This window comes from Amycolatopsis sp. NBRC 101858, assembly GCF_030269325.1.
GTDB lineage: Bacteria > Actinomycetota > Actinomycetes > Mycobacteriales > Pseudonocardiaceae > Amycolatopsis > Amycolatopsis ponsaeliensis.
In genome coordinates this window covers 795011-819004 of record NZ_BSTD01000005.1, presented here as the reverse complement: position 1 = coordinate 819004, position 23994 = coordinate 795011, and the positions used below count along the sequence as shown (strand labels likewise).

Sequence of the window (23994 nt, the reverse complement as noted above, 5' to 3'; positions counted from 1 at the left end):
CCGCTCACGGAACCAGCCAGCGCAGGGAGCTGGTGATCCCGGCGAAGTTGTACTTCGGCGCCAGGGGACCGCGCCAGCCGCTCGCGATGAGCAGGTGGCGGCCGTTGTCGTCGTAGTGGATGTTCTCGTAGAGGCCGAACAGGCTGCCGCTGCGGTTGTAGGCGTACTTGAACTTGTCGTTGAACACGTAGCCGTTGATCGGCTTGGTCAGGTCTTCGTCCTCGGTCTTGAAGTACGCCCAGTGGCCGGTGGCGTCCGCGTTTTCCCAGGCGCAGAACCGCCCCTCGGGGCAGGCATCCCAGCTGCTGACCGTGGCGAACCCCATGGTCACGGCGTCTTCCGAGGCAGCGGCGGGAGCGGCGACGACGGCGAGTGCCGCCACCGGCACCGTCAGGGCGGCCAGCACCCGCCGGCCGATCCGGCCCACGCTGTTGCTCGACTCGGCCATGGTTGGTCCTCCCGCTCGGCGAGCCCGCTCGGCGAGCGGGTTTCGCCGTCCCCACGCGCGGACCGGCCCGGCGGTTTAGCCGGTCACCAGGGCACCGGGCCCTCGTCGTCGACGAAGGTGCCCGTCGGGCCGTCCGTCCCGATCGTTGCCATCTGCACCGCCGACACCGCGCCCTGGGCCGGGGTCCGGAAGCCCGCGTGGCCGTTCAGGTCCGTCGCGCAGAAGCCCGGGCAGACCGCGTTCACCAGGATCCCGTCGGGGCGCAGCTCCCTCGCGTACTGCAGGGTCAACGACGTCAACGCCGTCTTCGACGGGGTGTAGCCCGCCGAAATGGGCAGCTGCGTGGCGAGGTCGGCGTTGCGCGTCAGAGACGCGGCGCTGCTGGACACGTTGACGATGCGCGGCGCTGGCGAGCGGCGCAGCAGCGGGAGCAGGGCGTTCGTGACCGTGATGACGCCGAAGAAGTTCGTCTCGAAGATCGCCCGGAGAGTTCCGAGGTCGGCCGAGCCGGGGCTCTGCTGCGCCAGGTCCGTGCCCGGCGGGCGGCTGATGGCCGCGTTGTTGACCAGCACGTCGAGCCGGCCGTAGCGCTCCTCGATGTGCGCGGCGGCCGCGGCAGCCGACGCCGGGTCGGTCACGTCGAGCACCACCGAATCCGTGCCCAGCTCCGCGGCGGCCTTCTCGCCCAGCTCCGCGCTGCGGGCGCCGATGACGACGGTGTGCCCGAGAGCGGCCAGCTGGGCGGCGATCTCGCGGCCGATGCCCTTGTTCGCGCCGGTGACCAAAGTGATTTCGTCCATGGCTCCAGCACACCAGCGGGACGCCCGCGCGGGCCAACACCGATGCCGCATCGGCCGATACTCTGGTGGTATGGAGACGCGGGAGCTCGCGTATTTCGTCGCCGTCGCCGAAGAACTGCACTTCGGCCGCGCGGCGCAGCGCCTCGGCATGGCGCAGCCCCCGCTGTCGCGCGCCATCCAGCAGCTCGAACGCCGCATGGGCGTGACGCTGCTGGAACGCACGAGCCGCGGCGTGACGCTGACGCCGGCGGGCGCGGTTTTCCTTGCGGAGAGCCGTAAAGCGCTCGACGCGGTGGACGCCGCGGTGCGCCGGGCGCAGCGCACGGGGCAGGACGTGCCGAAGCTGCTCGTGGCGATGAAGCCCGACGGCGACGCCGGCCTGCTCGCGCGGATCCTGCCCGGCTACCGGGCCGATCCGGACGCGATCGAGGTCGAGATCGTCGTCGGCGGGATCGGCGAGCAGTCCCGCATGCTGCGCGACGGCCGCGTCGACCTCGCGTTCCTCCACGGCCCGCACGACGACGTCGCCGGGTTCGACACCGAGCTGCTGCTGGAGCAGGACCAGGTGGCGATGCTCGCCCGCGGCCACCGCCTGGCGGACCGGGCGGCGCTGGTGCTCGCCGACCTGGACGGCGAGCCGTTCCCGCGGTGGCCCGGCAGCGACGTGAACGGTCCTGAGATCCGCGATCCGGGCCAGCTGCTGCAGCTGGTGGCACTGGGCCAGGTCGTCGCGGTGGTCCCGGAGTCGGCCCGGCGCCACGTGCGCGCGGACGTCGTGTGCGTGCCGGTGCTCGACGCCCCGAGGACGACGGTGCTGCTGGCCTGGCCCGACCGGACGCGGTCCCGGGCGGTGGCCGCATTCGTGCGGGCCAGCACCGACGTCAGATCCCCGGCGCTCCCTTAGCCCACTTCGGCGGGGCCGGCGGTTCATACGTCGCGAAGCGGTCGAGCAGCGCCGCCGGGTCCGCGTCCACCATCAGCAGCTCGCGGTACTCCGGCTTGACGAACCCCTCGGTCACCATGTGGTCGGCGAACGTCACCAGCGGCCCGTAGTACCCGTCGACGTCGACCAGGCCGATCGGCTTGCCGTGCAGCCCCAGCTGGGCCCACGTCCAGACCTCGAACAGCTCCTCCAGCGTGCCCGCGCCGCCCGGCAACGCCAGGAAGCCGTCGGAGAGCGCCGCCATCTTGGCCTTGCGCTCGTGCATGTCCGCCACCACGTGCAGCTCCGACAGCCCCGCGTGGGAGATCTCGACGCTCGACAGCGCCTCGGGGATCACGCCGATCACCTCGCCGCCCGCCGCCAGGGCCGCGTCCGCCACCACGCCCATCGTGCCGACGCTCGCGCCGCCGTAGACCAGGCCGATGCCGCGCTGGGCCAGCAGCTTGCCGAGCGCGGCCGCCTGCTCGGCGTAGCGCGGCGAAAAGCCCATGGACGAGCCGCAGAACACACAGATCCGGCTCATCAGTGCGTGTCCTCCCAAGCCTGGTAGGACTCCTGCACCACGCGGACGGCGTCGTCGATGTCGTCGGTGACGTGCAGCAGGTCCAGGTCGTGCGGGCTGACCTTGCCCTCGGCCTGCACGGTCTTGGCGATCCAGTCGTAGAGGCCGCCCCAGTACTCGCTGCCGAACAGCACCACCGGGAACTTCGTGACCTTCTTGGTCTGCACCAGCGTCAGCGCCTCGAACAGCTCGTCGAGCGTGCCGAAGCCGCCGGGCAGGCAGATGAAGGCCTGCGAATACTTGATGAACATCGTCTTGCGGGCGAAGAAGTACCGGAAGTTGACCCCGAGGTCGACCCACGGGTTCAGGCCCTGCTCGAACGGCAGCTCGATGCCCAGCCCGACGGAGAAGCCGCCGGCCTCGGCCGCACCGCGGTTGACCGCTTCCATCGCGCCCGGGCCGCCGCCGGTCATCACCGCGAACCCGGCGTTGGCCAGCGCGGCGCCGATCTTGCGGCCGAGCTCGTACTCCGGGTGGTCGCGCTTGGTGCGCGCCGAGCCGAACACCGTGACCGCGCGCGGGACCTCGGCGAGCGCGCCGAAGCCCTCGACGAACTCGGCCTGGATCCGCAGGACGCGCCACGGGTCGGTGTGCACCCAGTCGGTGGGCCCGCGCGAGTCGAGCAGCCGCTGGTCGGTCGTGCTGCCCTGGTCACGGCGGTCACCGCGCAGCACCACCGGGCCCTTTTGGCGCTCGACCGGGCGCTCGGGATATTGGCCGTCGGGGAATTCAGACTGTTCGCTCACCTCGTCATGCTACGACCTGCCCGCCAGCGAAAATGCCAAGAGGGCCGTGGAGGTGAAGTCGATGGCGGGCTCGTTACTGGGCCATGAACTCAGGTCGTCGGCGTAACGACTTCCCTGACCGTCGAAGGATTCATACGGACGGGTGCATTCCTTCGCGCCCGCGGGGAACGGGAGATCGGCGAAGTTGTCCGCGCCGTTCGGGCCGTTGACGACCGCGCCGTACAGCACTTTCGAAGGTCCGGCGAGGTTCGCGGCCTGGTGGTGCGGGCACTGCGGGAACGTCGTTCCGACGCCGACCACGAGCGACACTCCCCAGGCGTTGGCCCCGAGGGTGAAGTCACGCTGCTGCGTGCCGAAGGCCGCGTACCGCGTGTCGCCGGTGACGCGCTGGTAGAGCCGCGCGGTGGCCGCGAAGCCGAAGCTCTTGCTGGCGGCGTCGAAGTCGGTGACGTCGACCGCGGTCCGGAATGGACTCTTCTTCGCCGCCTCGACCCCCGCGTCCAGCTGACGGCGGAGGTCCGCGGCCAGCTCGCGGACGCCGAGCGCGGCACCCGGGACGCCGGTGCGGAGCAGCCCGGCCAGGTCGGCGTGGGCGAGCGCGCTGGTGTCGTAGAGGTTCAACGTGCTCGTGTCGTCGCTGCCGATGTACGCCTTCGCCCACTTCGTCGCGTCGCGGGCCCAGCCGCTCGCGCGCGGGTCCTTCAACGCGCGCGCCGCCAAGGCGAGCTGCGTCGCGCCCAGCTCCAGGTCATCCTCCCAGGACGACTCCGGGTAGTACGCGTGCGGGAACGCGCTGACGAGCTCGCCGACGTCGGTCGTCTTGGCCTGGGCGAACACCGCCGCGGCCTCGCTCAGGTAGTGCCGGGCCAGGCGCGGGTCGCGGTGGGCCTGGACCTGCGCGCCGAGCGCGAAGGCCGCGGCGACGCGGCCGGCGAGGTTCGGGGACAGCGGCGCGCCCGCGGGGGCGGCCGGGAACACCGGGCGGTACTTGACGAAGTAGGCGGGGTCGCCGGGCTTCACGGTCAGCGCGTCGTCGTCCTGCGGCTCGCGCCAGACGTCGTGGTCGCCGAGGAAACCGAACTCCTCGCTACCGGTGCCGATGCCGACCTGGGCGTAGAGGGTCCTGGTCCGGCCGTCCCACATCTTGTCGAGCCAGTCGAGGCCGAAGCGGACCTCTTTCGCCAGCACCGGATCGGGGTCGTCGCGCAGCACGAAACCCAGCTCGGCCAGCGAATACGCGGTGTTGGACGTGAACTTGACGAAGTCGCCGGCGTCGACCCAGCCGCCTTCGACGTCGACCGGGCCGCCCTGCGGCTGCAGCGGTTCGACGATTTCGTCACCGCCCTCGCCCGCGAACTTCGGCTCGGCGTAGACGGTCGCCTTCCGGTCCGCCAGGTGCGACGGCTTGCGGTCGAGACGGCCGGGGACGACGTCGTGGCCGTCGCGCTGGGCCTGGAAGAACTCGGTGGTCGCGCGCACGAGCGGGCGGAACAGCCGGCGCGCGGTGTCGATCCGGAACGGCGGCGACGTCGCTCCGGCGGCCTTGACGCGGTAGGTACCCGGGCGATCCACAGTGGACAGGTCGAGATCGAACACCTTGCCGTAGCTCGCGTTCCAGGCGCCGAGGCTCGCGCCCGTGCGACCTTCGCGGACCGTGCGGCCGCGCTCGTCGACGACGGTGAACTTCCCCTCGGCGCCGCCGAGCAGGTACGCGTGCTTCGCCTCGCCCAGCGCGTAGCCGACTTGGTCGACGCGTACCTCGGCCGGAGTCGCTGCCTCGGCGGGCGTCGCGGCGAGGGGCACTGCGAGCGCGGCCGCCGTCGCGAGGGGAAGCAGGCGCATGATCGGCTCCACTTTGTTAGGAAAGTTTCCTATTTAGCGCGAGAACGCTATCCCGGCGCGGGCGGGGCGTCAATATGTCCGTTTCCCCGGCTTCGGTGCCGATGACCTACCGTGGGGAGATGACCGAACCGCTCGGCGCGCGGATCCGGCGGCTGCGCACCGACCGGGGCTGGACCCAGCGCGAGCTGGCCGAACCGGGGTACGACCGCGGGTTCCTGGCGAAGGTCGAGACCGGCAGCCGGCCGCCGTCGGAGGAGATGCTGGCCTACCTGGCGGGGCGGCTCGGCCTGAGCGTCGACGACCTGCGGTTCGGCCGCCCGCCCGGCGTCGCCGACGAGCTGCGCGCGGCCCTCGACGAGGGCTACCGCGACCTCGAACAGGGCCGGGTCGCGCTCGCGACCGACCGGTTCGCCCTGGTCGGGAAGCAGGCCGCGGGCTACCGCCTTGACGACGTCGAGTGCTACGCGCGGTTCTGCGCCGCCGAGGTGAAGTGGCAGCTCTTCGACGTCGAAGGCGCGCAGAAGGAGCTGGAACACGCTGCGGAGCTGGCCACGGCCGCGCCGCCGTGGCTGCGGGCGATGATCGTGCACCGCTGGTCGGGCTGCCGATACCTCAGCGGTGACGCGGGCGCGGCGATCGCGCGCGTCGAATCGGCGCTGACCTCCCCGGACCTCGACCCCGATGCCGAGTTGTGCCTGCTCAGCGCGTTGATCCACCCGCTGATGGAGATGGGCGGGCTGCACCGGGCCCAGCGCGCGGCACTCGACGGCGTCCGCCTGGCCCGGGCGGCTTCGCGGCCGGACTTCGTCGCGCGGTTCCACCGCCAGGCGTCTCAGGTGTGGCAGGCGACCGGGCAGTCCGAGCGGGCGGAGCAGGACCTGATCGAGGCGTGCCGCCTGTTCGCGTCGGTGGGGTTCGACCGCGACGCGGCCCGCTGCCGCTGGGCGCGCGGGTACCTGCTGCGCCGGCTCGGCCGGCTGGACGAGGCCCGCGCGGAGCTGACGTCGGCCCGTGACCAGCTGGCGGCGATCGGTTCGGACGAAGGCGTCGCGGGGGCGACTCTGGAGCTGGCCGAGGTCCGGCTGCGCCAGGGGGCACCGGACGAGGCGGCGTCGCTGGTGTCGGAGGTCTGGCCGCTGCTGGCCCGCGACGTGGAGTCCCTGGGCGAGGCGACCGGACTGCTGGGTCAGGTCGCGCAGTCCCGCGGCGACCTCCCCGAAGCGACGCGCCTGCTGCGCGAGGCGGCGGAGATCCAGACGCGGGCATCCCTGCACGGCGCGGCGGTCTCGACGTCCCTGCGGCTGGGTGACGTCCTCCGACAACGTGGTCATCTCGACGAAGCGATCAAGGCCTACCAACGCGGCCTCGACTCCGCCGCCGCCCCCGACACCTGACCCGGACCTGCGGGCGTGGCGGTCCGGACAGGGGAAGTTTCCTACCAAAGTTGGTGAATTGGTTCAGACCAGTCAGCAACTCCCCCCTTTCCTGCGGTTTCGCGCGGAACGTCGTGATCTTCGCGAGCCTCCACTACGCCGTTCGGCCCATTGACCGACCGGCGACCGGAACCTTTACTCGGACGCGTCCGGCGCAATAACACCAGTTATCGCACTGGACACACTCCCCGTGTCCCCGGAAAGGTTCCCCATGAGATCCCCACGAGGGCTGGCGGCGATCGCCGGCCTCGCCCTGACCTTCGCGGTGCCGGCGATCCCGGCCATCGCTGCCGCACCCACGACGCCCGCCGCCACCCCGCCCGAGGCGCTCGCCGCCCGCGCCGCCGACCAGGCCGCCCTCAGCGGCGCCGACCGGCTCGCCAAGGGCGCCGGGGAGGCCTTCGTCCGCACCGGGGTCACCCCGGGTGGCGGCGGGCTCTACTACGCCTCCTACCAGCGCACTTACCACGGCCTGCCGGTCGTCGGCGGGGACGCGGTCGTCGTCGCCGACGGGGCCGGGCGCGTCCGCGGCACCGAAGCCGCCCCCACCGCGCCCATCGCCGTGAACACCCAAGCCACACTCAAAGCCGAGCAGGCCACCACGATCGCCAAGGCCCAGGTGTCCACAGTAGACACCACGACCGCGCCGAAGCTCGTCGTCCTCGCCGGAGACGCCCCCAAGCTCGCCTACGATGTCGTCGTCTCCGGCCACACCAAGACCAAGCCGACCAAGCTGCACGTCTTCGTCGACAGCGCCACCGGTAAGGTCCTCGACACCCGCGACGACGTGCGCGAAGCCGGCACCGGCAACTCCTACTACGCCGGCACCGTCTCGATCGACACGTCCGGCTCCGGCAGCTCCTACTCGATGACCGACCCGGCCCGCCGCGGCATCGCCTGCGGCCGCGAAGGCGGCTCGATCTTCACCAAGAGCACCAACACCTGGGGCAACAGCTCCGGCACCGACCTCGAGACCGGCTGCGTCGACACGCTCTACAGCGTCCAGACCGAGTGGAAGATGCTCGGCGACTGGCTCGGCCGCAACGGCATCGACGGCGCCGGCGGCGGCTTCCGCGCGAGCGTCGGCCTCAACGACGTCAACGCCTACTGGGACGGCTCCTCGACCCACTTCGGGCACTCGCAGGACAACCGCCGCCAGGCGACGCCGATGGACGTCGTCGGCCACGAGTTCGGGCACGCGATCTTCCAGACGACCCCGGGCGGCGCCGGTTCCGGCAACGAGAACGGCGGCCTCAACGAGTCCACCGGCGACATCTTCGGCGCGCTCACCGAGGCGTACGCCAACAACCCCGTCGACCGCCCGGACTTCACCGTCGGCGAAGGCGTCAACCTCGTCGGCCAGGGCCCGATCCGCTACATGTACAACCCGAGCCAGGTCGGCGACCCGAACTGCTACTCGGCGTCGATCCCCAGCACCGAGGTGCACGCCGCCGCGGGCCCGCAGAACCACTGGTTCTACCTGCTTTCCCAGGGCAGCAACGCCTCGCCGGCCAGCCCGACGTGCAACGGCTCCACCGTAACCGGCATCGGCATCCAGAAGGCCGGCAAGATCTTCTACAACGGACTCCTCAAGAAGACGTCCTCCTGGAACCACAAGGCGGCCCGCAAGGCCACCCTCGAAGCCGCGATCGCGCTCTTCCCGGGCAGCTGCACCGAGTTCAACGCCACGAAGGCCGCCTGGGACGCGGTGAGCGTGCCGGCCGTCAGCGGTGAGCCGTCCTGCAGCGGCCAGCCGCCGGCCGGCAACGACTACTCGCTGACGCTCTCGCCGTCGTCCGCGTCCGTCCAACCCGGACAGACCGCGACCACGACGGTGAGCACGCAGATCACCTCGGGCAACGCCCAGGCGGTCCAGCTGCTGGCGACCGGCCTCCCCGAAGGCGCCAAGGCGACCTTCAGCCCGGCGAGCGTCCAGTCCGGCGGCACGTCGACGCTGACCATCACCACCTCGGCGACCACCCCGCAGGGCACCAGCCAGGTGACGGTCACCGGCGACGGCACCGACGCCGACCACACCGCGCAGTTCTCGCTCACCGTCGGCACCGGCACCCCGCCGACCGGCTGCGCCGGGCTCGCCGAGTGGGACTCCGCGAAGGCCTACGTGCCCAACGACGTCGTCGGCCACAACGGTCACAAGTGGACGTCCCTGTGGTACTCGACCGGTGCCGAGCCCGGCGCGCCCACCTCGTGGGCCGTGTGGAGCGACGGCGGCGCCTGCTGAGCCCGGTCGCGTGGCGGCGGGCGACTCCCCCGCCGCCACGCGGCCTACCCTGAACCGGTGGAAAGGCGGGCCGAGTGAGCGACAGCGTCGGTGAACGCCTGCGTGAGCTGCGCATCGAGCGCGGGCTCACGCAGCGCGAACTGGCCGGGCCGCAGTACTCCGCGGCGTACGTGTCGTCGGTCGAGACCGGCGCGCGGACACCGTCGGGCGACGCGCTGCGGTTCTTCGCCCAGCAGCTCGGCATCGACCCGGACGAGCTGCTCGGCGGCAGCTCACCCCGGGAGCTCCTGGAACTCGACCTCGAGCTGATCGAGACGGCGGACCGGTTCCTGGCCGGCGACGCCCGCCGCGCGACCCCGCGGATGCAGCGGATCCGGCGCCGTGCCGAACGCCTCGACCGGCCGCGGCAGGCGGGCATCGCGCTGCTGTGGCTGGCCGGGTACTCCACCGGCGACGTCCGCACGAAGTACGTCGCGGAAGCCGAGACGGTGTTGTCGGGCGAGCCGCCGCCGGTGCGCGCGATGGTCGTGCCGCTGCGCGCGGCGGTGCTGAGCGACTGGGGCGAGGCGCAGTATTCCTTGCACCTGCTGGAAACCTGCCACGCGGAGCTCCTGCGCGACGGGTACCCGCAGCCGTCGATGCTGCTGACGCTGCGGGCGTGCCTCGCCGAGCGGCACCTGCGCCAGGGCGACCTGGAGCGGGCCGCGGAGTACGCCGAGTCCGCGCTGCGGCTCACCCGGGGCGGCCCGGCGGTGCTGGCCGAGCTGACCCGCAGCCACGTCGAGGTGTGCCGCAGCCACCTGGCGGCCGACCGGTTCGCCGACGCGGCCGCGTCCGTCGCCGCGGCTTACGACCTCATGCAGGAACGCGCCCTGCACCCCGCGATGGCGCATTGCCTGCTGGCCAGGGCCCGGGTCCGCGGTCGCGCGGGCGACGTCGAGGGCGCGCTGGCCGACCTCGGCGCGGCGCGGGAAACGGCGTGGCCGGCCGACGTCCCGGCGATCACGGTCGAGCTGGCGGCGGAGTACCTGGCCGCGGGCCGGCTGGAGACGGCGGGCGCGTTGCTCGACCAGGTCCGCCCGGCCGTCGTGGCGGGCACGGCGCTGGCGGCGGAGCTGCGGTTGCAGCTGGGGTCGCTGGCGCGCGCCCGCGGCGACGCCCGGGGTGCGGCGGAGTACCTGCGAGCGGCGGTCGAGCTCGCCACCGGGCTCGGGGCGCGGGGCGTGCTGGCGCGCGCTTTGCGGACGCTGAGCGTGCTCCTGGGTGAGACCGGGCGGGCGGAAGAGGCCGCGAACGTGCTGCGGAACGGGCTGCTCGCGCTGGGCGCCGAAGCCGACTGACATCGTTTTCCTGAGCAGTACTAACGATTCCCGGTGATCGAGAGCTTCCGGCGTTCGGATGGTGTCCGGAACAGTCCCTACGAAAGTCGTTCCGGTGCGGAATGCGCGGAGAATCCCCAGCACGGGCGGGGTTTGTACGAATTGACCGGCGAATCCGGAACGCGGTGTTGGTCCGTTCGGCGCATTGACGCCCCGATCCGCTGATCCTTTACTCGGATGCGTCCGGACGCATACCTGCTGTTAGCACACCGGACACGTCCCCCTTTTCCCCGCACCGCTCCCCTCGTCCTGCCTTCGTGGAAGGAAGACTTCGATGACCCATCGTGGGTTCAGAACGGGCTTGGCGGCCGCCGCCGGGCTCGCCATGACACTCGCGCTGCCGGTGGCACCGGCCAGCGCGACCCCGGCGGCCCAGCCCGCCGCCCCGGACGTGGCCGCCGCTCGCGCCGCCGACCAAGCGGCCGCAAGCGGGCTCGACGCACTCAAGCGCGGGCCGGCCGAATCGTTCCAGCGCGTCGGGCTCACCGCCGGTGGCGGCGGCCTGTTCTACGGCGCCTACCAGCGGACCTACCAGGGCCTGCGGGTCGTGGGCGGGGACGCGGTCGTCGTCGCCGACGGCGCCGGGCGCGTCCGCGGCACCAGCGCCGCCGAGACCGCGGCCATCACCGTCGGGACGCAGGCCGCGCTCGACGCCGCGAAGGCCGCGGCCACCGCGCGCGCTCAACTGCCCACTGTGGACAGTGTGAGCACGCCGGAGAAGGTCGTGCTGGCCGGGGCGAGCCCGAAGCTCGCCTACGAGGTCGTCGTCGCCGGGCGCACCGCCACCGCGCCGAGCAACCTGCACGTGTTCGTCGACGCCGCCACCGGCGCGATCCTCGACAAGCGGGACGACGTCAAGACGTTCGCCTCCGGGGCGCGCACCCAAGCCCAGCCGAGCACGGTGAACGTCGCCGGCACCGGCAACAGCTACTACGTCGGCAACGTCTCGATCGACACCACCCAGTCCGGCAGCACGTACACCCTGCGCGACCCGGGCCGCACCGGCATCAGCTGCGGCCGTGAAGGCGGTTCCGTCTACAGCGGTCCCGACAACGCGTGGGGCAACGGCACCGGCACGGACCTCGAAACCGCCTGCGTCGACACGCTCTTCGGCGTGCAGACCGAGTGGAAGATGCTGGCCGACTGGCTGGGCCGCAACGGCATCAACGGCAGCGGCACCGGCTACCCGGCGTCCGTCGGCCTGAGTGACGTCAACGCCTACTGGAACGGCTCCTCGACCCACTTCGGGCACTCGCAGGACAACCAGCGCCAGGCCACCTCGATGGACGTCGTCGGTCACGAGTTCGGGCACGGCATCTTCCAGTTCACCCCGGGCGGTGCCGGTTCCGGCAACGAGAACGGCGGCATGAACGAGTCGACCGGGGACATCTTCGGCGCGCTGACCGAGGCGTACGCCAACAACCCGAAGGACGTCCCGGACTACCAGGTCGGCGAAGGCGTCAACCTGGTCGGCCAGGGCCCGATCCGCTACATGTACCAGCCGTCGCTGGTCGGCGACCCGAACTGCTACTCGTCGTCGATCCCGAGCACCGAGGTGCACGCGGCGGCCGGCCCGCAGAACCACTGGTTCTACCTGCTCGCCGAGGGGTCCGCGCCCGGTGGCGGCAAGCCGAACAGCCCGACCTGCAACAACTCCAGCGTCACCGGGGTCGGCATCCAGAAGGCCGGCAAGATCTTCTACAACGGCCTGCTGAAGAAGACCTCGTCGTGGAACCACAAGGCCGCCCGCAAGGCGACCCTCGAAGCCGCGATCGCGCTCTTCCCCGGCAGCTGCACCGAATACAACGCCACCAAGGCCGCGTGGGACGCCGTCTCCGTCACCACCGCGACCGGTGAGCCGACCTCGTGCAGCGGTGGCGGGCCGGACTTCTCCGTCGCGCTGAACCCGGCTTCGGGTTCCGTGCAGCCGGGCGCCTCGGCGACCACCACCCTCAGCACCGCGATCACCTCGGGCGCGGCGCAGTCGATCACGCTGTCCGCCTCGGGCCTGCCGGCCGGTGCGACCGCGTCGTTCAGCCCGGCCACCATCCAGTCCGGTGGCACCTCGACGCTGACCATCGCGACGACGACGTCGACGCCGACCGGCAGCTACCCGATCACCGTCACCGCCGACGGGGCGAGCACCGACCACACGGCGCAGTACACGCTGAGCGTCGGGACCACGGGCTCGTGCGCCGCGGTGACCAACGGGACCCAGCTGACCATCCCGGACTACCCGGGTGCCGCGGTCAGCAGCACCAACACCGTCAGCGGCTGCGCGCGCAACGCGTCGAACGCCACCAAGGTCGAGGTGCACATCACCCACACCTACAGCGGTGACCTGGTCCTCGACCTGGTCGCGCCGGACGGCACCGCCTACCGGCTGAAGAACTCCAGCTCCAACTCGACGCCGAACATCAACACCACCTACACCGTGAACGCTTCTTCGGAAGCCGCGAACGGCGCGTGGCAGCTCCGCATCCGAGACGTCGGCCCCGCCGACACCGGTTACCTGTCCTCCTGGACGTTGACCGTGTAGCACGCCCCACCCCGTGAAGGCCGCACCAGCCCGGTGCGGCCTTCACGGCCGTTCTCCCCAACCCCCATCGAAGGAACTCACCGCCATGAAGTGGAAAACTCGCCTCGGCGCCGGGGTTACCGCCCTCGCCGCCGTGTTGGGCGTTGTCAGCGCGCCAGCGGCCACCGCCGCGCCCGCCACGGCGCTCGCCGCGCCGGACATCTCGCTGGCCAACATCAAGACCCACCTCAACCAGCTGCAGACCATCGCGAACAACAACGGCGGCACGCGTTCGCCGCGCGGCGCCGGCTACGCGGCTTCCGTGACCTACGTGGAAAACCTGCTCAAGAACGCGGGCTTCACGACGACCCGCCAGACGTGCACCAGCTGCATCGGGCAGTCGCAGAACCTGATCGCCGAGTGGCCGCAGGGCGACGCGAGCCAGGTCATCATGCTCGGCGCGCACCTCGACAGCGTGAGCGCCGGCCCCGGCATCAACGACAACGGCTCCGGCAGCGCGTCGATCCTCGAGACCGCGCTGACGCTGGCCCGCACCAACCCCGCGATGGCCAAGCGCGTCCGCTTCGCCTGGTGGGCCGACGAAGAGTCCGGCCTGGTCGGCTCGAAGTACTACGTCAACAACCTGCCCAGCAGCGAGCGCACGAAGATCAAGACCTACCTCAACTTCGACATGATCGGCTCGAAGAACTGGGGCTACTTCGTCTACGACGACGTCGCTTCGGTCAAGGCGATCTTCGACGAGTACTTCTCGTCCATCGGCATCCAGACCGAGGGCGACAGCGAAGGCGACGGCCGGTCCGACCACGCGTCGTTCAAGAGCGCGGGCATCCCGGTCGGCGGCCTGGCCACCGGCGCCGGCGACATCAAGAGCTCGGCGCAGGCGCAGAAGTGGGGCGGCACCGCGGGTGCGGCGTTCGACAACTGCTACCACCGCGCGTGCGACACCACGTCGAACATCCCGGACACCCCGCTGGAGAAGAACTCCGACGCGATCGGGTACGCGCTGTGGAAGCTGGCCGTCGCGACCACGCAGGGCAACGACTTCTCGGTGAGCCTGAACCCGACGGCCGGGACCGTCCAACCCGGACAGTCGCTGCAGGTCGCGGTGAGCACCGCGACGACGTCCGGCAGCGCGCAGTCGATCTCGCTGTCGGCTTCGGGCCTGCCCTCGGGCGCGACCGCGTCGTTCAGCCCGGCGACCGTCCAGTCGGGCGGGTCCTCGACGCTGACCATCACGACGTCGGCTTCGACCCCGACCGGGAGCTTCCCGGTCACCGTGACCGCGGACGGCGCGAGCGTCGACCACACGGCGTCGTTCACCCTCGGCGTCGGGACGTCGTCGTGCGCGCCGGTGACCACCGGGACCCGGCTGGACATCCCGGACTACCCGGGTGCCGCGGTGACCAGCACCGCGACGGTCGGCGGCTGCGCGCGCAACGCGTCCAACGCCACCAAGGTCGAGGTGCACATCACCCACACCTACCGCGGTGACCTGGTCCTCGACCTCGTCGCCCCGGACGGCACGGCGTACCGGCTGAAGAACTCCAGCAGCGACTCGACGCCGAACCTCGACACCACCTACACCGTCAACGCCTCTTCGGAGGCCGCGAACGGTGCCTGGCAGCTGCGGCTGCGCGACGTCGGCCCGGCCGACACCGGTTACCTGTCCTCCTGGACGCTGACCGTCTGACCCCCGACCGGGGCGCCTTCGCCGCGAAGGCGCCCCGGTTGTCTAGACCACCCGTTCGTAGGTAGTCAGCGCTTTCCCGGTTTCCCTATCGTGGACGTCACACGCCGCGTTCGCCCTCAACGACGATGGGAGCCGGTATGTCCGGTCGTAGAACCCGCTTCTTCGGAACCCTCCTGGCGGCGGTGCTGGCCGTCCCGCTGCTCGTGCCGGCCCCCGCGCAGGGGGCGGTGCAGGCCGACACGTGCGCGGTGAAATCCCGGCCCGCGGGCAAGGTCCTGCAGGGGTACTGGGAAAACTGGGACGGCGCCGCGAACGGCGTCCACCCCGGCATGGGCTGGGTGCCCATCACCGACAGCCGCATGGCCCAGCACGGCTACAACGTCATCAACGCCGCCTTCCCGGTGATCCGGTCCGACGGGACCGTGTTGTGGGAGAACGGGATGGACGCCGGCGTCAAGGTGTCGACGCCCGCGGAGATGTGCGCGGCGAAGGCCGCGGGCGCGACGCTCCTGATGTCGATCGGCGGCGCGGCGGCTGGTATAGACCTGTCATCGTCGGCCGTGGCCGACAAGTTCGTCGCGACGATCGTGCCTCTTTTGAAGCAGTACAACTTCGACGGGATCGACATCGACATCGAGACCGGCCTGACCGGCAGCGGGAACATCAAGACGCTGTCGGCGTCGCAGTCGAACCTGATCCGGATCATCGACGGCGTGCTCGCGCAGATGCCGTCGAACTTCGGGCTGACGATGGCGCCGGAGACGGCGTACGTGACCGGCGGCAGCATCACGTACGGCTCGATCTGGGGCGCGTACCTGCCGATCATCAAGAAGTACGCGGACAACGGCCGGCTGTGGTGGCTGAACATGCAGTACTACAACGGGTCGATGTACGGCTGCTCCGGTGATTCGTACCAGGCCGGGACCGTGCAGGGCTTCACCGTGCAGACGCAGTGCCTGAACCAGGGGCTCGTCATCCAGGGCACGACGATCCGGGTGCCGTACGACAAGCAGGTCCCGGGTCTGCCGGCCCAGCCCGGCGCGGGTGGCGGGTACATGTCGACGAGCCTGGTTTCCCAGGCGTGGCGGTCGGTTCCGGGGATCAAGGGCCTGATGGACTGGTCGATCAACTGGGACGGCTCGAAGGGCTGGACGTTCGGCAACAACGTGAAGTCGTTGCAGGGCCGCTAGGAGTCGCCGGCCGGGATCGGGTCGTTGTACTCGCCCGACGGGCCGGCGTACGCGCGGCCGTTCGGGAACGGCCACGGGTTCGGGACGCAGCCGTGCAGCCCGAGCGTCTGCTGCTCCATCACCGGCGCCGGCCGGCCCGCGCCCGGGCACAGCTCGTGGCCGTGGCCGAGCCGGTGCCCGGTCTCGTGGGTGACCATGTACTGGCGGTAGACATCCAGCGGGGCGCCGTAGTTCGGGACGGCGTTGGCCCACCGCGCGACGTTGAGCACGACGTTGCTGCCGTTGCGGCAGGACGTGTAGCTGTCCGCGGTGCCGCCGCAGAGCTTGTCGCGGCTGGCCGGGGTGGCCAGGTAGATGGTGAAGTCGGCGGGGTCCTCGGGCCCGACCTCCTGCAGCCGCCACTCGCCGCCGCCGGTCCAGCCGCGAGGGTCGCCGAGGATGCCGCGGATGGCCTTGGCGAAGGCGGCCGGCCCGACGCCGTCGATGTCGGTTTCCAGGGCGATCCGGTAGCGCATGAGCTTGCCCTGCGTGCCGGCCACCTCGTCGCTGCCCGGGGTGAACATCCACTGGCCGGAGCCGGTCCGCGGGAAGGTGATCTGCTGCGCGGCCTGCGTCACCGGCCGTGGCGGCTGCTCGCCGGGCGGCGGCGGAAGAGCGGTGGCGTCCCCGATGTCGGTGAGGACGGGCCCGGCCGCGGGCGCGGCGACGGGCTGCTGCTCACACGCGGTCACGGCCCCGACCACCGCCAGCGCGAGCACGGCGACGGCCGCGGCCCGTCTCGCGGTTTTCGACATGGTCCCTCCCGGAATCACCCTCACCGGGAGATACGGACGGCGGCGGAGAAAAGTTGCGGCGAAGACCGGCGACGGTACGTCACCGCAGCTCAGCAGACCTTAGTGTGACGACAGCCACTCGCCGCGACGGGCCACACGGCGTGCCCGCGACCGTAACAGGCGGTCAGCGGACTCCGACTACCTCGCATCCCGGATGCGAGGACGCGAGGTGCCCGGAATGTCGAACCAGGAGTGGTGGGTGACGATCCTCGCCGCCGGCGTGCCCGTCATTGCCGCGGCGATCATCGCCGGAAGAGCCTCGAAGTCCGTTCGCCGCTTCGAGCTGACCGCGCAGCGGATACGCGACCTCGAGGACCGACTCCACGAGAAGAAGTACGAAGTCTACAAACCCATGGTGAACATGCTCTCGGACCTGATCGGAGCAAACGTTCCCGAAGGGGAAGATCTGCCGCTGTTCCTCGAAAAGTTCAAGGAATTTTCGACCTGGATCGTGATCTACGGGTCCGACGAGGCGGTCATCGCATTCCAGCGGTTCATGCAGGGCGCGTTCAAGAACGCTCCGACGATCGTCACGATGCGCCTGTACGCCGACTTCATCCTGGCCGCGCGCAAGGACATGGGCTATCCCGACACCGCCGTCCGGCGCGATCATCTCATCGGCCTCAGGATCAACGACATCTACGATTTCCCCCTCATCAAGGAGACGTCCTTGGCCCGGCTGTGCGACCAGGCGGAGTGGACACCGCCCTGGAGCACGTTCGAAGAGCCGCCGGCCCGCCGATTCCGAAGGGTCCGCAGCTCGCCCTGAACCCAGACGACGGCCACTCAGGACAGGAACTTGCGCAGCACCTCGGTCACCTGGCGGATCTCCGCCGTGCGGACGTTCTCCTGCTTCGTGTGGGCCAACGTCGGGTTGCCCGGGCCGAAGTTCACCGCCGGCATCCCCAACGCCGCGAACCGGGCCACGTCCGTCCAGCCCAGCTTCGCCGCCGCCTGGCCGCCCGCTGCCGCCACCAGCTCGGCCGCCGCCGGGGCCGACAACCCCGGCAATGCTCCCGGGGACAGGTCCACAACGGACAGTTCGTACCCCTCGAACACCTCGCGCAGGTGCTGTTCCGCCGCTTCCGGTGAGCGGTTCGGGGCGAAGCGGTGGTTCACCGTCAGGACCGCCGAATCCGGGACCACGTTGCCCGCCACGCCGCCGCCGATCGAGGTCGCCTGCAGGCCTTCGCGGTACGTCAGCCCGTCGATGTCCACGACCCGCGGCTTGTACTCCGCCAGCCGGCGCAGGGGCTCGGCCAGCGCGTGGATCGCGTTCTCCCCCATCCACGCCCGCGCGGTGTGCGCGCGCTTGCCCGCGAGCCGCAGCTCGACGCGCATCGTGCCCTGGCAGCCCGCCTCGATCACGCCGTTCGACGGCTCGCCGACGATCGCCAGGTCGCCCGCCAGCCACTCCGGCAGCTCGCGCTCGATCCGGCCGAGGCCGTTCTTGACCGCTTCGACCTCTTCGTTGTCGTAGAAGACGAACGTCACGTCGTGCTTCGGCGAGGGCAGCGTCGCCGCGAGGTGCAGGAACACCGCGTCGCCGCCCTTCATGTCGACCGTGCCGAGACCGTGCAGGAACTCGCCTTCGCGCCGCGAGGGCAGATTGCCGTTTTCCGGCACGGTGTCCAGGTGCCCGGCGAGCACGACCCGCGACGCGCGGCCGAGGTTCGTGCGCGCGAGGACCGCGTCGCCGTTGCGGACCACTTCGAGGTGCTGCGCCTGCTTCTCGAGCGCTTCCTGCACGAGCGTCGCCAGCTCGGCCTCGCTGCCCGAGACGCTGAAGACGTCCACGAGCGCGGCGGTCAGGTCGACGGGATCGGCGTGCAGGTCGAGGCTCATGCCCGGCACGCTACCGTGAGGGTGTGCGTAGGTTCCCGGTCGCCGTGGGCGGCGCGTTGCTGGTCCTGGTGCTGTCCGGCTGCGGAAACGAAGCCGGCCCGACCCCCAAGCAGGGCGGCGAACCCGGGCCGGACGCGCTCCCGACGAAGCTGGACGCGCTGACCGCCGACCAGTGCTTCGCGAGCCCGCGCACCCAGCTGCCGAAGGGCTGTGAGAAGTACGTCACGGAGGTCGCCAACGTCCCGGGCACGGCCCGCAAGCGCGCGGACGACCGCGACCCGCAGCTGGTCGCCGAAGCCGACAAGCTGGACACGGCCGTCAAGGCGTTCCGCGGCGCCGGGTGCACGACCGTGCCCGACGCCGGCGGCCCCTGCACGCAGGCGCTGGTCGACGTCGCCGCTGCTCTGTCGGGCCTGAAGAAGCAGGTCGACGCCCGGCCCACGACTGGTTGATCCAGCTCACTCGACTACCGTGTGGGCCGTGAGCGAGCAGAGCCCGAACCCCGAAACGACCGGCGCCAGCGGCGTCGGGCTGGCCACCGTCGCGACCGACGGGACGGTCCTCGACACCTGGTACCCGCAGCCGAAGCTGACCGACGGCGGCACCGCGGGCACGGAACGGCTGAGCAAGGAAGAGGCCGCGGAGGTGCTCGGCGAGGCCGCCGCGGCGCTGCTCGGCCCGGACACCGACCGCGGGGTCGAGGTCGTCGCCGTCCGCACCACGATCGGCAAGCTCGCCGACGCGCCGGCGGACACGCACGACATCTACCTGCGGCTGCACCTGCTCTCGCACCGGCTGGTCCGCCCGCACGGCCAGAACATCGACGGCATCTTCGGCCTGCTGGCGAACGTCGTCTGGACCAACCACGGCCCGTGCCCGGTCGAGGGCTTCGAGACGACGCGGCTGCGGCTGCGCTCGCGGGGCGCGGTGACCGTCTACAGCGTCGACAAGTTCCCGCGGATGGTCGACTACGTGGTGCCGGCCGGTGTCCGGATCGGCGACGCGGACCGCGTCCGGCTCGGCGCGCACCTGGCGTCCGGCACGACGGTGATGCACGAAGGCTTCGTGAACTTCAACGCCGGCACGCTCGGCGCGTCGATGGTCGAGGGCCGGATCTCGGCCGGCGTGGTGGTCGGCGACGGCTCGGACGTCGGCGGCGGCGCGTCGATCATGGGCACGCTCTCCGGTGGTGGCAAGGAGACGATCTCGCTGGGTGAGCGCTGCCTGATCGGCGCGAACGGCGGCGTCGGGATCTCGCTGGGCGACGACACGGTCGTCGAGGCCGGGCTGTACGTGACCGCGGGGACGAAGGTCGTCGTCGACGGCAAGGTCGTCAAGGCCCGCGAGCTCAACAACGTTTCGGGCGTGGTCTTCCGCCGCAATTCGGGCACCGGCGCGGTCGAGGTCGTGCCGCGCACCGGGTCCGGCGTCGAGCTGAACTCGATCCTGCACGCGAACGACTGAGCGGCGGAATTCACTTAGTATTCATGGGGTGACCACCGAATCGTTGCCTCGTACCCCGGCCGAGCTGGGCCTGCCGGAACTTCCGGTCGAGGCGGGCCCGGCGGATCCGGCGGTCCACCACGTGCGGGCCAAGCTCGACCGGGAGATCCGCGCCCTGCTCGCGTACGAACCGGGTACGCGCTCAGGGGCGGATCCCGAGGACCTGCACCAGATGCGCGTGGCCCTGCGGCGGATGCGCAGCGTGCTCAAGCTGTCCGGGCGGCTGGTCGGCGACGGCGCCGAGCCGGTGCGCGCGGAGCTGGGCTGGCTCGGGCAGTCGCTCGGCGAGGTGCGCGACCACGACGTCCTGATCGGGCACCTGCGCGAGGTCCTCGCCGACTTCGAGGTCCGCGACCAGCCCGCCGGGCGCCGGCTGGTGTCCCTGTTCGTCACCGAACGCGCCGCGGCGAAACGGCGGCTGACCCGGGCGCTGTCGAGCGCGCGCTACTCGACGTTGCTGCAGGAGGTCAGCCTGCTGACCCGGGGCCAGCCGGCCTCGCCGGCGGCGGAAGAGCGCCACGACCTGGTCGCCGGACTGGCGAAGCCCCACCGCAAGCTCTCGAAGGCTGTCCGCGCGCTGCCCGCCAACCCGCCGGACGACGACCTGCACGCCCTGCGCATCCACGGCAAGAAGCTGCGCTACGCCGCCGAGCTGGCCCAGACCTCGGCGAAGAAGAAGCGGGCCAAGCGGATCAAGAAGCTGATCAAGGCGACGCGGGACTTCCAGACGGTGCTCGGCGACCACCAGGACGCGGTGATCGCGGCCGAGCGGATGCGCACGGTGCTGGACACGGCGGACGGCGAGGTCGGCTTCGTCGCCGGCCGGATCGCCGAGCGCGAGCTGGCCCGCCGCGCCGAGGCCCGCGCGACCTGGCGCGCCTCCTGGGCCGCGGTCGACGACGCCGCGAAGGCCCTGCACGCCTGACCGGGCGCACCGAGCATTTCGGCGACCCTCGAGGGCCGGCGCCGCGAACCCGGCTGACAGCGGATCCGACCGGGCAACCTCGCGCCGTCGACGACGCCACCCAAGCCCTGCACGCCTGACCGGACGACGGCCGCCGACCGTAAGCTCGGCCGATGGAGACCGCGCTGACCCTGGCCATCGGCGGTGTGGTCCTGCTGCTCCTGATCGTCCTCACGATCGGCGTCCTGGCCGGCCGGCGGGTGCGGCGGGGGCGGAAGCTCGGCCGCTACCCCTACCGCGCCAAGCCGAATGGCACCTACGACAACTCCACGCATAGCGGGATGTCGTGAGTCAGGCCGTGATCGACCAGACGTACCCGTCCGGGCGGATCAGCACCGTCCGGCCGCCCTCGGCCTCGTACGCCGCATACGCGTGGCCGCCCTCGTCGACCAGGTCGGTGCCCGTCGCGACGCTGCCCGCGGGCAGGATCCGGTGCCCCTCCGCAGGCCCGTCGCCGAAGACCAGCTCCGTCGCGTGCGGGCCTCGGAACAGCTCGAACAGCCGGACGCGCTTGCCGTTCGCGTCGACGAGCGGCGCGTCCGGAGCGCGGTCGCCAGGACGCAGCTCGCCGGTGCCGGCCGGGGACAGCGGGCCGCCGCGGTAGCTGATGTCCAGCTGCTGGGTGTCCTCGCCGCGCTTGTGCGCGTCCTCGTCGCCGTCGACGTACTTCTGCATCAGCTCCGTCGAAATCCCGAGCACGCGCGCCGCGTTCGTCCGGCGCTCGACCTCGTAGCTGTCGATCAGCTCGGGTGAGCCGTCGGCGAGCTTCCAGCCCAGGTTGTAGCCGTCGCCGACGCCGGTGTTCAGGCCCTGGCCGCCGGTCGGCGGGTGGACGTGCGCCGCGTCGCCGGCCAGGAAGATCCGGCCGTCGCGGAAGCGCGCCGCCAGCCGGACGTTCGGCCGCCACACCGTCGACCAGGCCAGGTCGGACAGCTTGACGGTGCCGCCGCTGAGCGCGTCGAGCCGGGCCTGGACCGCGGGCAGGGCCGTCTCGACGTCCAGCTCGCCGTCGCCGAGCGGCGCGCCGAACTGGAACCACGGGGTGCCCGGCAGCGGGCTGAACATCATGCCGCTCATCGGGTCCTCCGGCGCCGCGAACCAGTGGCCGTACGCGCGGTCGAGGCCCTCGGCGTGGACGTCGCCGAGCAGCATCCGGATCGACTCGTCGGTGCTGCCTTCGAACCCGATCCCCAGCGTCTTGCGGACGAAGCTCTTGCCGCCGTCGGCGCCGACCAGGTACTCGGCGCGGACGGTCTCACCCGTGCTCAGCGTGGCCGTGACGCCGTCTTCGTCCTGCTCGAAACCGGTCAGCGCGGTGTTCAGCTCGACGCGCACGCCGAACTCGGCCAGCCGGTCGCGCAGGATGCCCTCGGTCTGCGACTGGCCGAGGAACCAGCCGGTCGGGTACGGCTTCGCCGGCGTCGGCTCGACCGGGTCGAACATCATCCGCTCGCCGACGACCTCGCCGCCGAGGTGGATCTTCATCGGCACCGGCGCGGCCCCCGCCGCGAGCACCGCGTCGAGGACGCCGAGGTCCTCGAAGATCTCCAGCGTGCGCGGCTGGAGCCCGTCGCCGCGCGAGCCCACGAAGTACGTCTCGGCCTTGTCGATGATCCGCACGGCGACGTCGCGCCGCGCCAGCTCGATGGCCAGCGTCAGCCCGGTCGGCCCCGCCCCCGCGATCAGCACCCGAGTGTCCATCTCGTCCTCCCAGTGAATTGAAATTCAGTGAATCTGGATTCAGAATGACACTGCTAGCGTCCGGCGTCAAGGAGGTGGCGGTGAACCGCAAGGAGAAGGCAGCCGAGACCGAGACCGCACTGAAGGCGGCGGCCCGGCGCGTGTTCGCGCGGAAGGGCTACCTGAACACGAAGATCACGGACATCACCGCCGAGGCGGGCCGCGCCGCGGGGTCGTTCTATAACCACTTCGCGGGCAAGGAAGAGCTGCTTGAGTCGCTCCTGTCCGACATCGCGACGTCAGGCGACGAGAGCGCGCTGACCGAGGGGCACCTGTCGGACTTCAGCGATCCGGCGGCGGTGCGCTGGCACGTGGCCCAGTACTGGGACTTCTACAAGGAACACGCGTCGACGATGCAGGCGCTGAACCAGGCGGCGATGGTCAACGACGCGTTCGCCCGCACGCTGGCGAGCTTCGGCGCGACCCAGGCATCGGACCTCAACGGCCACCTGGCGCACGTCACGGCGGCCGGGATGCGGCTGCCGGCGAGCACGGAGCTGTCGATCGCGATGATGTACCAGCTGGTCGACAGCTTCGCGCGGATGTGGCTGCTCGACCCGGCGCCGGCCGGGTGGACGCCACCGACCGACGAAGAGGCGATCGAGGCGCTGACGAGGTTCGTCTACCGCGGCTTCACGGGCCGGGACTACTAGGCGGCGCACTCATCGCCGCCGCCAGGAACGTGATCGCCCAGCGCCGGGCCGGTTCGCCCGAGGGCGGGCAGTCCGGGACCGGCTCGTTGTGGACGTCGACGCGGTCCACGGCCGCCACGGCGAGGATCCCCCGGATCCGGAACCACAGCTCCGCCGCGGAAAGGCCGGGCAACGCGCACCCGAAGGCCGTCACGTAGCGATCGCGCACCGCGGCCTCGGCCGAGCCGGTCCAGGCGCGCATCTCCTCCGCCGGGTCGCCGATGATCCGCATGATCAGCCGGGACGTCCGGGCGCCGCCCTCGTCGCCGGCCAGCATCGCGTCGAACAGCGGTCCCGCGAACGCCTCGACCAGGTCGGCGACCGGCGGGTCCGGGGTCCGGGCGAGCAGCCGGTCGAGACCGGCGGCCTGTGCGGTGGTGATGGGCTCGACCACGCGGCGGACGACCGCGGCCAGCAGCTCCGCCTTCGACCCGAAGTGGTACCCGATGGCGGCCAGGTTCGCCCCGGCCAGCTCGGTGATCGCGCGGACGGAGGCCCCGCGGAAACCGTGCTCGGCGAACAGGTGCTCCGCCGCGTCGAGGAGCTGGGAGCGGGTGTCGGGTGACGCCATGGACGGCTACTGTACATACGTATGATTCAAAC

Annotated in this window: 22 protein-coding genes; 13 read left to right on the top strand and 9 right to left on the bottom strand. The window is 71.4% G+C overall.

All coding sequences use genetic code 11. The features are described from left to right. Window positions 1-4 precede the first annotated feature (4 nt). Both QSK39_RS38115 and QSK39_RS38110 read right to left on the bottom strand, forming a co-directional pair. On the bottom strand, window positions 5-448 hold the full coding sequence (locus tag QSK39_RS38115; RefSeq protein ID WP_285482663.1) for a peptidase inhibitor family I36 protein: 444 nt from the start codon (window positions 446-448) through the stop codon (window positions 5-7). 83 nt (window positions 449-531) lie between these two features. After that, entirely contained in the window at window positions 532-1248 is a 717-nt protein-coding gene (locus QSK39_RS38110) for an SDR family oxidoreductase (protein WP_285482662.1), read from the bottom strand. Between the two features lie 70 nt (window positions 1249-1318). Between QSK39_RS38110 and QSK39_RS38105 the strand changes: the two genes are divergently transcribed. Then, the gene (locus QSK39_RS38105; protein ID WP_285482661.1) at window positions 1319-2152 is read left to right on the top strand and encodes a LysR family transcriptional regulator; all 834 of its coding nucleotides are present in this window, start codon (window positions 1319-1321) and stop codon (window positions 2150-2152) included. On the opposite strand, the gene QSK39_RS38100 is transcribed toward QSK39_RS38105, so the two are convergent. From QSK39_RS38100 to QSK39_RS38090, 3 genes are read right to left on the bottom strand one after another with little or no spacing between them, the layout of a single operon-like run. Continuing rightward, window positions 2130-2714 carry an LOG family protein gene (locus QSK39_RS38100; protein ID WP_285482660.1) on the bottom strand — a complete coding sequence of 195 codons (585 nt, stop codon included), beginning with the start codon at window positions 2712-2714 and terminating at the stop codon, window positions 2130-2132. The genes QSK39_RS38105 and QSK39_RS38100 overlap by 23 nt on opposite strands. Next, window positions 2714-3499, bottom strand: a complete 786-nt coding sequence (locus QSK39_RS38095; RefSeq protein WP_285482659.1) for an LOG family protein — start codon at window positions 3497-3499, stop codon at window positions 2714-2716. Before QSK39_RS38095 ends, QSK39_RS38100 begins: the two co-directional genes overlap by 1 nt. A 9-nt stretch (window positions 3500-3508) precedes the next feature. Then, a complete protein-coding gene (locus QSK39_RS38090; RefSeq protein ID WP_285482658.1) occupies window positions 3509-5341 on the bottom strand; it encodes a glycoside hydrolase family 9 protein in 1833 nt (610 codons plus the stop codon). Between the two features lie 101 nt (window positions 5342-5442). Between QSK39_RS38090 and QSK39_RS38085 the strand changes: the two genes are divergently transcribed. The 6 genes from QSK39_RS38085 to QSK39_RS38060 all read left to right on the top strand — a co-directional run bounded on the left by QSK39_RS38085 (window position 5443) and on the right by QSK39_RS38060 (window position 15814). Beyond that, window positions 5443-6735 (top strand): helix-turn-helix domain-containing protein, encoded by a 1293-nt coding sequence (locus QSK39_RS38085; protein ID WP_502873347.1) that lies wholly within the window; start codon window positions 5443-5445, stop codon window positions 6733-6735. A 250-nt stretch (window positions 6736-6985) separates the two neighbouring features. Beyond that, the gene (locus QSK39_RS38080; protein ID WP_285482656.1) at window positions 6986-9016 is read left to right on the top strand and encodes a M4 family metallopeptidase; all 2031 of its coding nucleotides are present in this window, start codon (window positions 6986-6988) and stop codon (window positions 9014-9016) included. A gap of 74 nt (window positions 9017-9090) precedes the next feature. Beyond that, the gene (locus QSK39_RS38075; RefSeq protein WP_285482655.1) at window positions 9091-10356 is read left to right on the top strand and encodes a helix-turn-helix domain-containing protein; all 1266 of its coding nucleotides are present in this window, start codon (window positions 9091-9093) and stop codon (window positions 10354-10356) included. Between the two features lie 313 nt (window positions 10357-10669). Then, complete coding sequence (locus QSK39_RS38070) at window positions 10670-12934, top strand: M4 family metallopeptidase (protein WP_285482654.1); 2265 nt, start codon at window positions 10670-10672, stop codon at window positions 12932-12934. Window positions 12935-13019: 85 nt separating this feature from the next. Then, window positions 13020-14624, top strand: a complete 1605-nt coding sequence (locus tag QSK39_RS38065; RefSeq protein ID WP_285482653.1) for a M28 family peptidase — start codon at window positions 13020-13022, stop codon at window positions 14622-14624. Window positions 14625-14761: 137 nt separating this feature from the next. After that, a complete protein-coding gene (locus tag QSK39_RS38060) occupies window positions 14762-15814 on the top strand; it encodes a chitinase (protein WP_285482652.1) in 1053 nt (350 codons plus the stop codon). Here the strand turns inward: QSK39_RS38060 and QSK39_RS38055 are convergent. Beyond that, the gene (locus QSK39_RS38055; protein ID WP_285482651.1) at window positions 15811-16608 is read right to left on the bottom strand and encodes a DUF3152 domain-containing protein; all 798 of its coding nucleotides are present in this window, start codon (window positions 16606-16608) and stop codon (window positions 15811-15813) included. The two genes, QSK39_RS38060 and QSK39_RS38055, sit on opposite strands and share 4 nt — an antisense overlap. A gap of 238 nt (window positions 16609-16846) precedes the next feature. On the opposite strand from QSK39_RS38055, the gene QSK39_RS38050 reads away from it, so the two are divergent. Next, window positions 16847-17416, top strand: coding sequence for a hypothetical protein (locus QSK39_RS38050; protein WP_285482650.1), 570 nt, complete (start codon window positions 16847-16849; stop codon window positions 17414-17416). A gap of 17 nt (window positions 17417-17433) precedes the next feature. Here the strand turns inward: QSK39_RS38050 and dapE are convergent, their stop codons facing one another. Next, on the bottom strand, window positions 17434-18492 hold the full coding sequence (gene dapE, locus QSK39_RS38045; protein WP_285482649.1) for a succinyl-diaminopimelate desuccinylase: 1059 nt from the start codon (window positions 18490-18492) through the stop codon (window positions 17434-17436). 44 nt (window positions 18493-18536) lie between these two features. On the opposite strand from dapE, the gene QSK39_RS38040 reads away from it, so the two are divergent. The 4 genes from QSK39_RS38040 (at window position 18537) to QSK39_RS38025 (ending at window position 21249) form a co-directional block, all read left to right on the top strand. After that, entirely contained in the window at window positions 18537-18944 is a 408-nt protein-coding gene (locus QSK39_RS38040) for a hypothetical protein (protein ID WP_285482859.1), read from the top strand. A gap of 28 nt (window positions 18945-18972) precedes the next feature. After that, window positions 18973-19956, top strand: coding sequence for a 2,3,4,5-tetrahydropyridine-2,6-dicarboxylate N-succinyltransferase (gene dapD, locus QSK39_RS38035; protein WP_285482648.1), 984 nt, complete (start codon window positions 18973-18975; stop codon window positions 19954-19956). A 28-nt stretch (window positions 19957-19984) separates the two neighbouring features. After that, complete coding sequence (locus QSK39_RS38030) at window positions 19985-20920, top strand: CHAD domain-containing protein (protein ID WP_285482647.1); 936 nt, start codon at window positions 19985-19987, stop codon at window positions 20918-20920. Between the two features lie 152 nt (window positions 20921-21072). Next, on the top strand, window positions 21073-21249 hold the full coding sequence (locus tag QSK39_RS38025; protein WP_285482646.1) for a hypothetical protein: 177 nt from the start codon (window positions 21073-21075) through the stop codon (window positions 21247-21249). Window position 21250: 1 nt separating this feature from the next. On the opposite strand, the gene QSK39_RS38020 is transcribed toward QSK39_RS38025, so the two are convergent. Further along, window positions 21251-22660: an FAD-dependent monooxygenase gene (locus tag QSK39_RS38020; protein ID WP_285482645.1), complete on the bottom strand. Its 1410-nt coding sequence runs from the start codon at window positions 22658-22660 to the stop codon at window positions 21251-21253. A 44-nt stretch (window positions 22661-22704) separates the two neighbouring features. Between QSK39_RS38020 and QSK39_RS38015 the strand changes: the two genes are divergently transcribed. Then, entirely contained in the window at window positions 22705-23352 is a 648-nt protein-coding gene (locus QSK39_RS38015; RefSeq protein ID WP_285482644.1) for a TetR/AcrR family transcriptional regulator, read from the top strand. Here the strand turns inward: QSK39_RS38015 and QSK39_RS38010 are convergent. After that, the gene (locus QSK39_RS38010) at window positions 23333-23962 is read right to left on the bottom strand and encodes a TetR/AcrR family transcriptional regulator (protein WP_285482643.1); all 630 of its coding nucleotides are present in this window, start codon (window positions 23960-23962) and stop codon (window positions 23333-23335) included. The two genes, QSK39_RS38015 and QSK39_RS38010, sit on opposite strands and share 20 nt — an antisense overlap. Between the last annotated feature and the right edge of the window lie 32 nt (window positions 23963-23994).

Bases quoted from the DNA above. Each gene is read 5' to 3' on its own strand.
- QSK39_RS38115 (WP_285482663.1), bottom strand. From the start codon at position 448: ATGGCCGAGTCGAGCAACAGCGTGGGCCGGATCGGCCGGCGGGTGCTG.
- QSK39_RS38070 (WP_285482654.1), top strand. From the start codon at position 10,670: ATGACCCATCGTGGGTTCAGAACGGGCTTGGCGGCCGCCGCCGGGCTC.
- QSK39_RS38110 (WP_285482662.1), bottom strand. From the start codon at position 1,248: ATGGACGAAATCACTTTGGTCACCGGCGCGAACAAGGGCATCGGCCGC.
- dapE (WP_285482649.1), bottom strand. From the start codon at position 18,492: ATGAGCCTCGACCTGCACGCCGATCCCGTCGACCTGACCGCCGCGCTC.
- QSK39_RS38020 (WP_285482645.1), bottom strand. From the start codon at position 22,660: ATGGACACTCGGGTGCTGATCGCGGGGGCGGGGCCGACCGGGCTGACG.
- QSK39_RS38010 (WP_285482643.1), bottom strand. From the start codon at position 23,962: ATGGCGTCACCCGACACCCGCTCCCAGCTCCTCGACGCGGCGGAGCAC.
- QSK39_RS38015 (WP_285482644.1), top strand. From the start codon at position 22,705: ATGACACTGCTAGCGTCCGGCGTCAAGGAGGTGGCGGTGAACCGCAAG.
- QSK39_RS38055 (WP_285482651.1), bottom strand. From the start codon at position 16,608: ATGTCGAAAACCGCGAGACGGGCCGCGGCCGTCGCCGTGCTCGCGCTG.
- QSK39_RS38085 (WP_502873347.1), top strand. From the start codon at position 5,443: ATGACCTACCGTGGGGAGATGACCGAACCGCTCGGCGCGCGGATCCGG.
- QSK39_RS38060 (WP_285482652.1), top strand. From the start codon at position 14,762: ATGTCCGGTCGTAGAACCCGCTTCTTCGGAACCCTCCTGGCGGCGGTG.
- QSK39_RS38105 (WP_285482661.1), top strand. From the start codon at position 1,319: ATGGAGACGCGGGAGCTCGCGTATTTCGTCGCCGTCGCCGAAGAACTG.
- QSK39_RS38100 (WP_285482660.1), bottom strand. From the start codon at position 2,714: ATGAGCCGGATCTGTGTGTTCTGCGGCTCGTCCATGGGCTTTTCGCCG.
- QSK39_RS38025 (WP_285482646.1), top strand. From the start codon at position 21,073: ATGGAGACCGCGCTGACCCTGGCCATCGGCGGTGTGGTCCTGCTGCTC.
- QSK39_RS38065 (WP_285482653.1), top strand. From the start codon at position 13,020: ATGAAGTGGAAAACTCGCCTCGGCGCCGGGGTTACCGCCCTCGCCGCC.
- QSK39_RS38080 (WP_285482656.1), top strand. From the start codon at position 6,986: ATGAGATCCCCACGAGGGCTGGCGGCGATCGCCGGCCTCGCCCTGACC.
- QSK39_RS38090 (WP_285482658.1), bottom strand. From the start codon at position 5,341: ATGCGCCTGCTTCCCCTCGCGACGGCGGCCGCGCTCGCAGTGCCCCTC.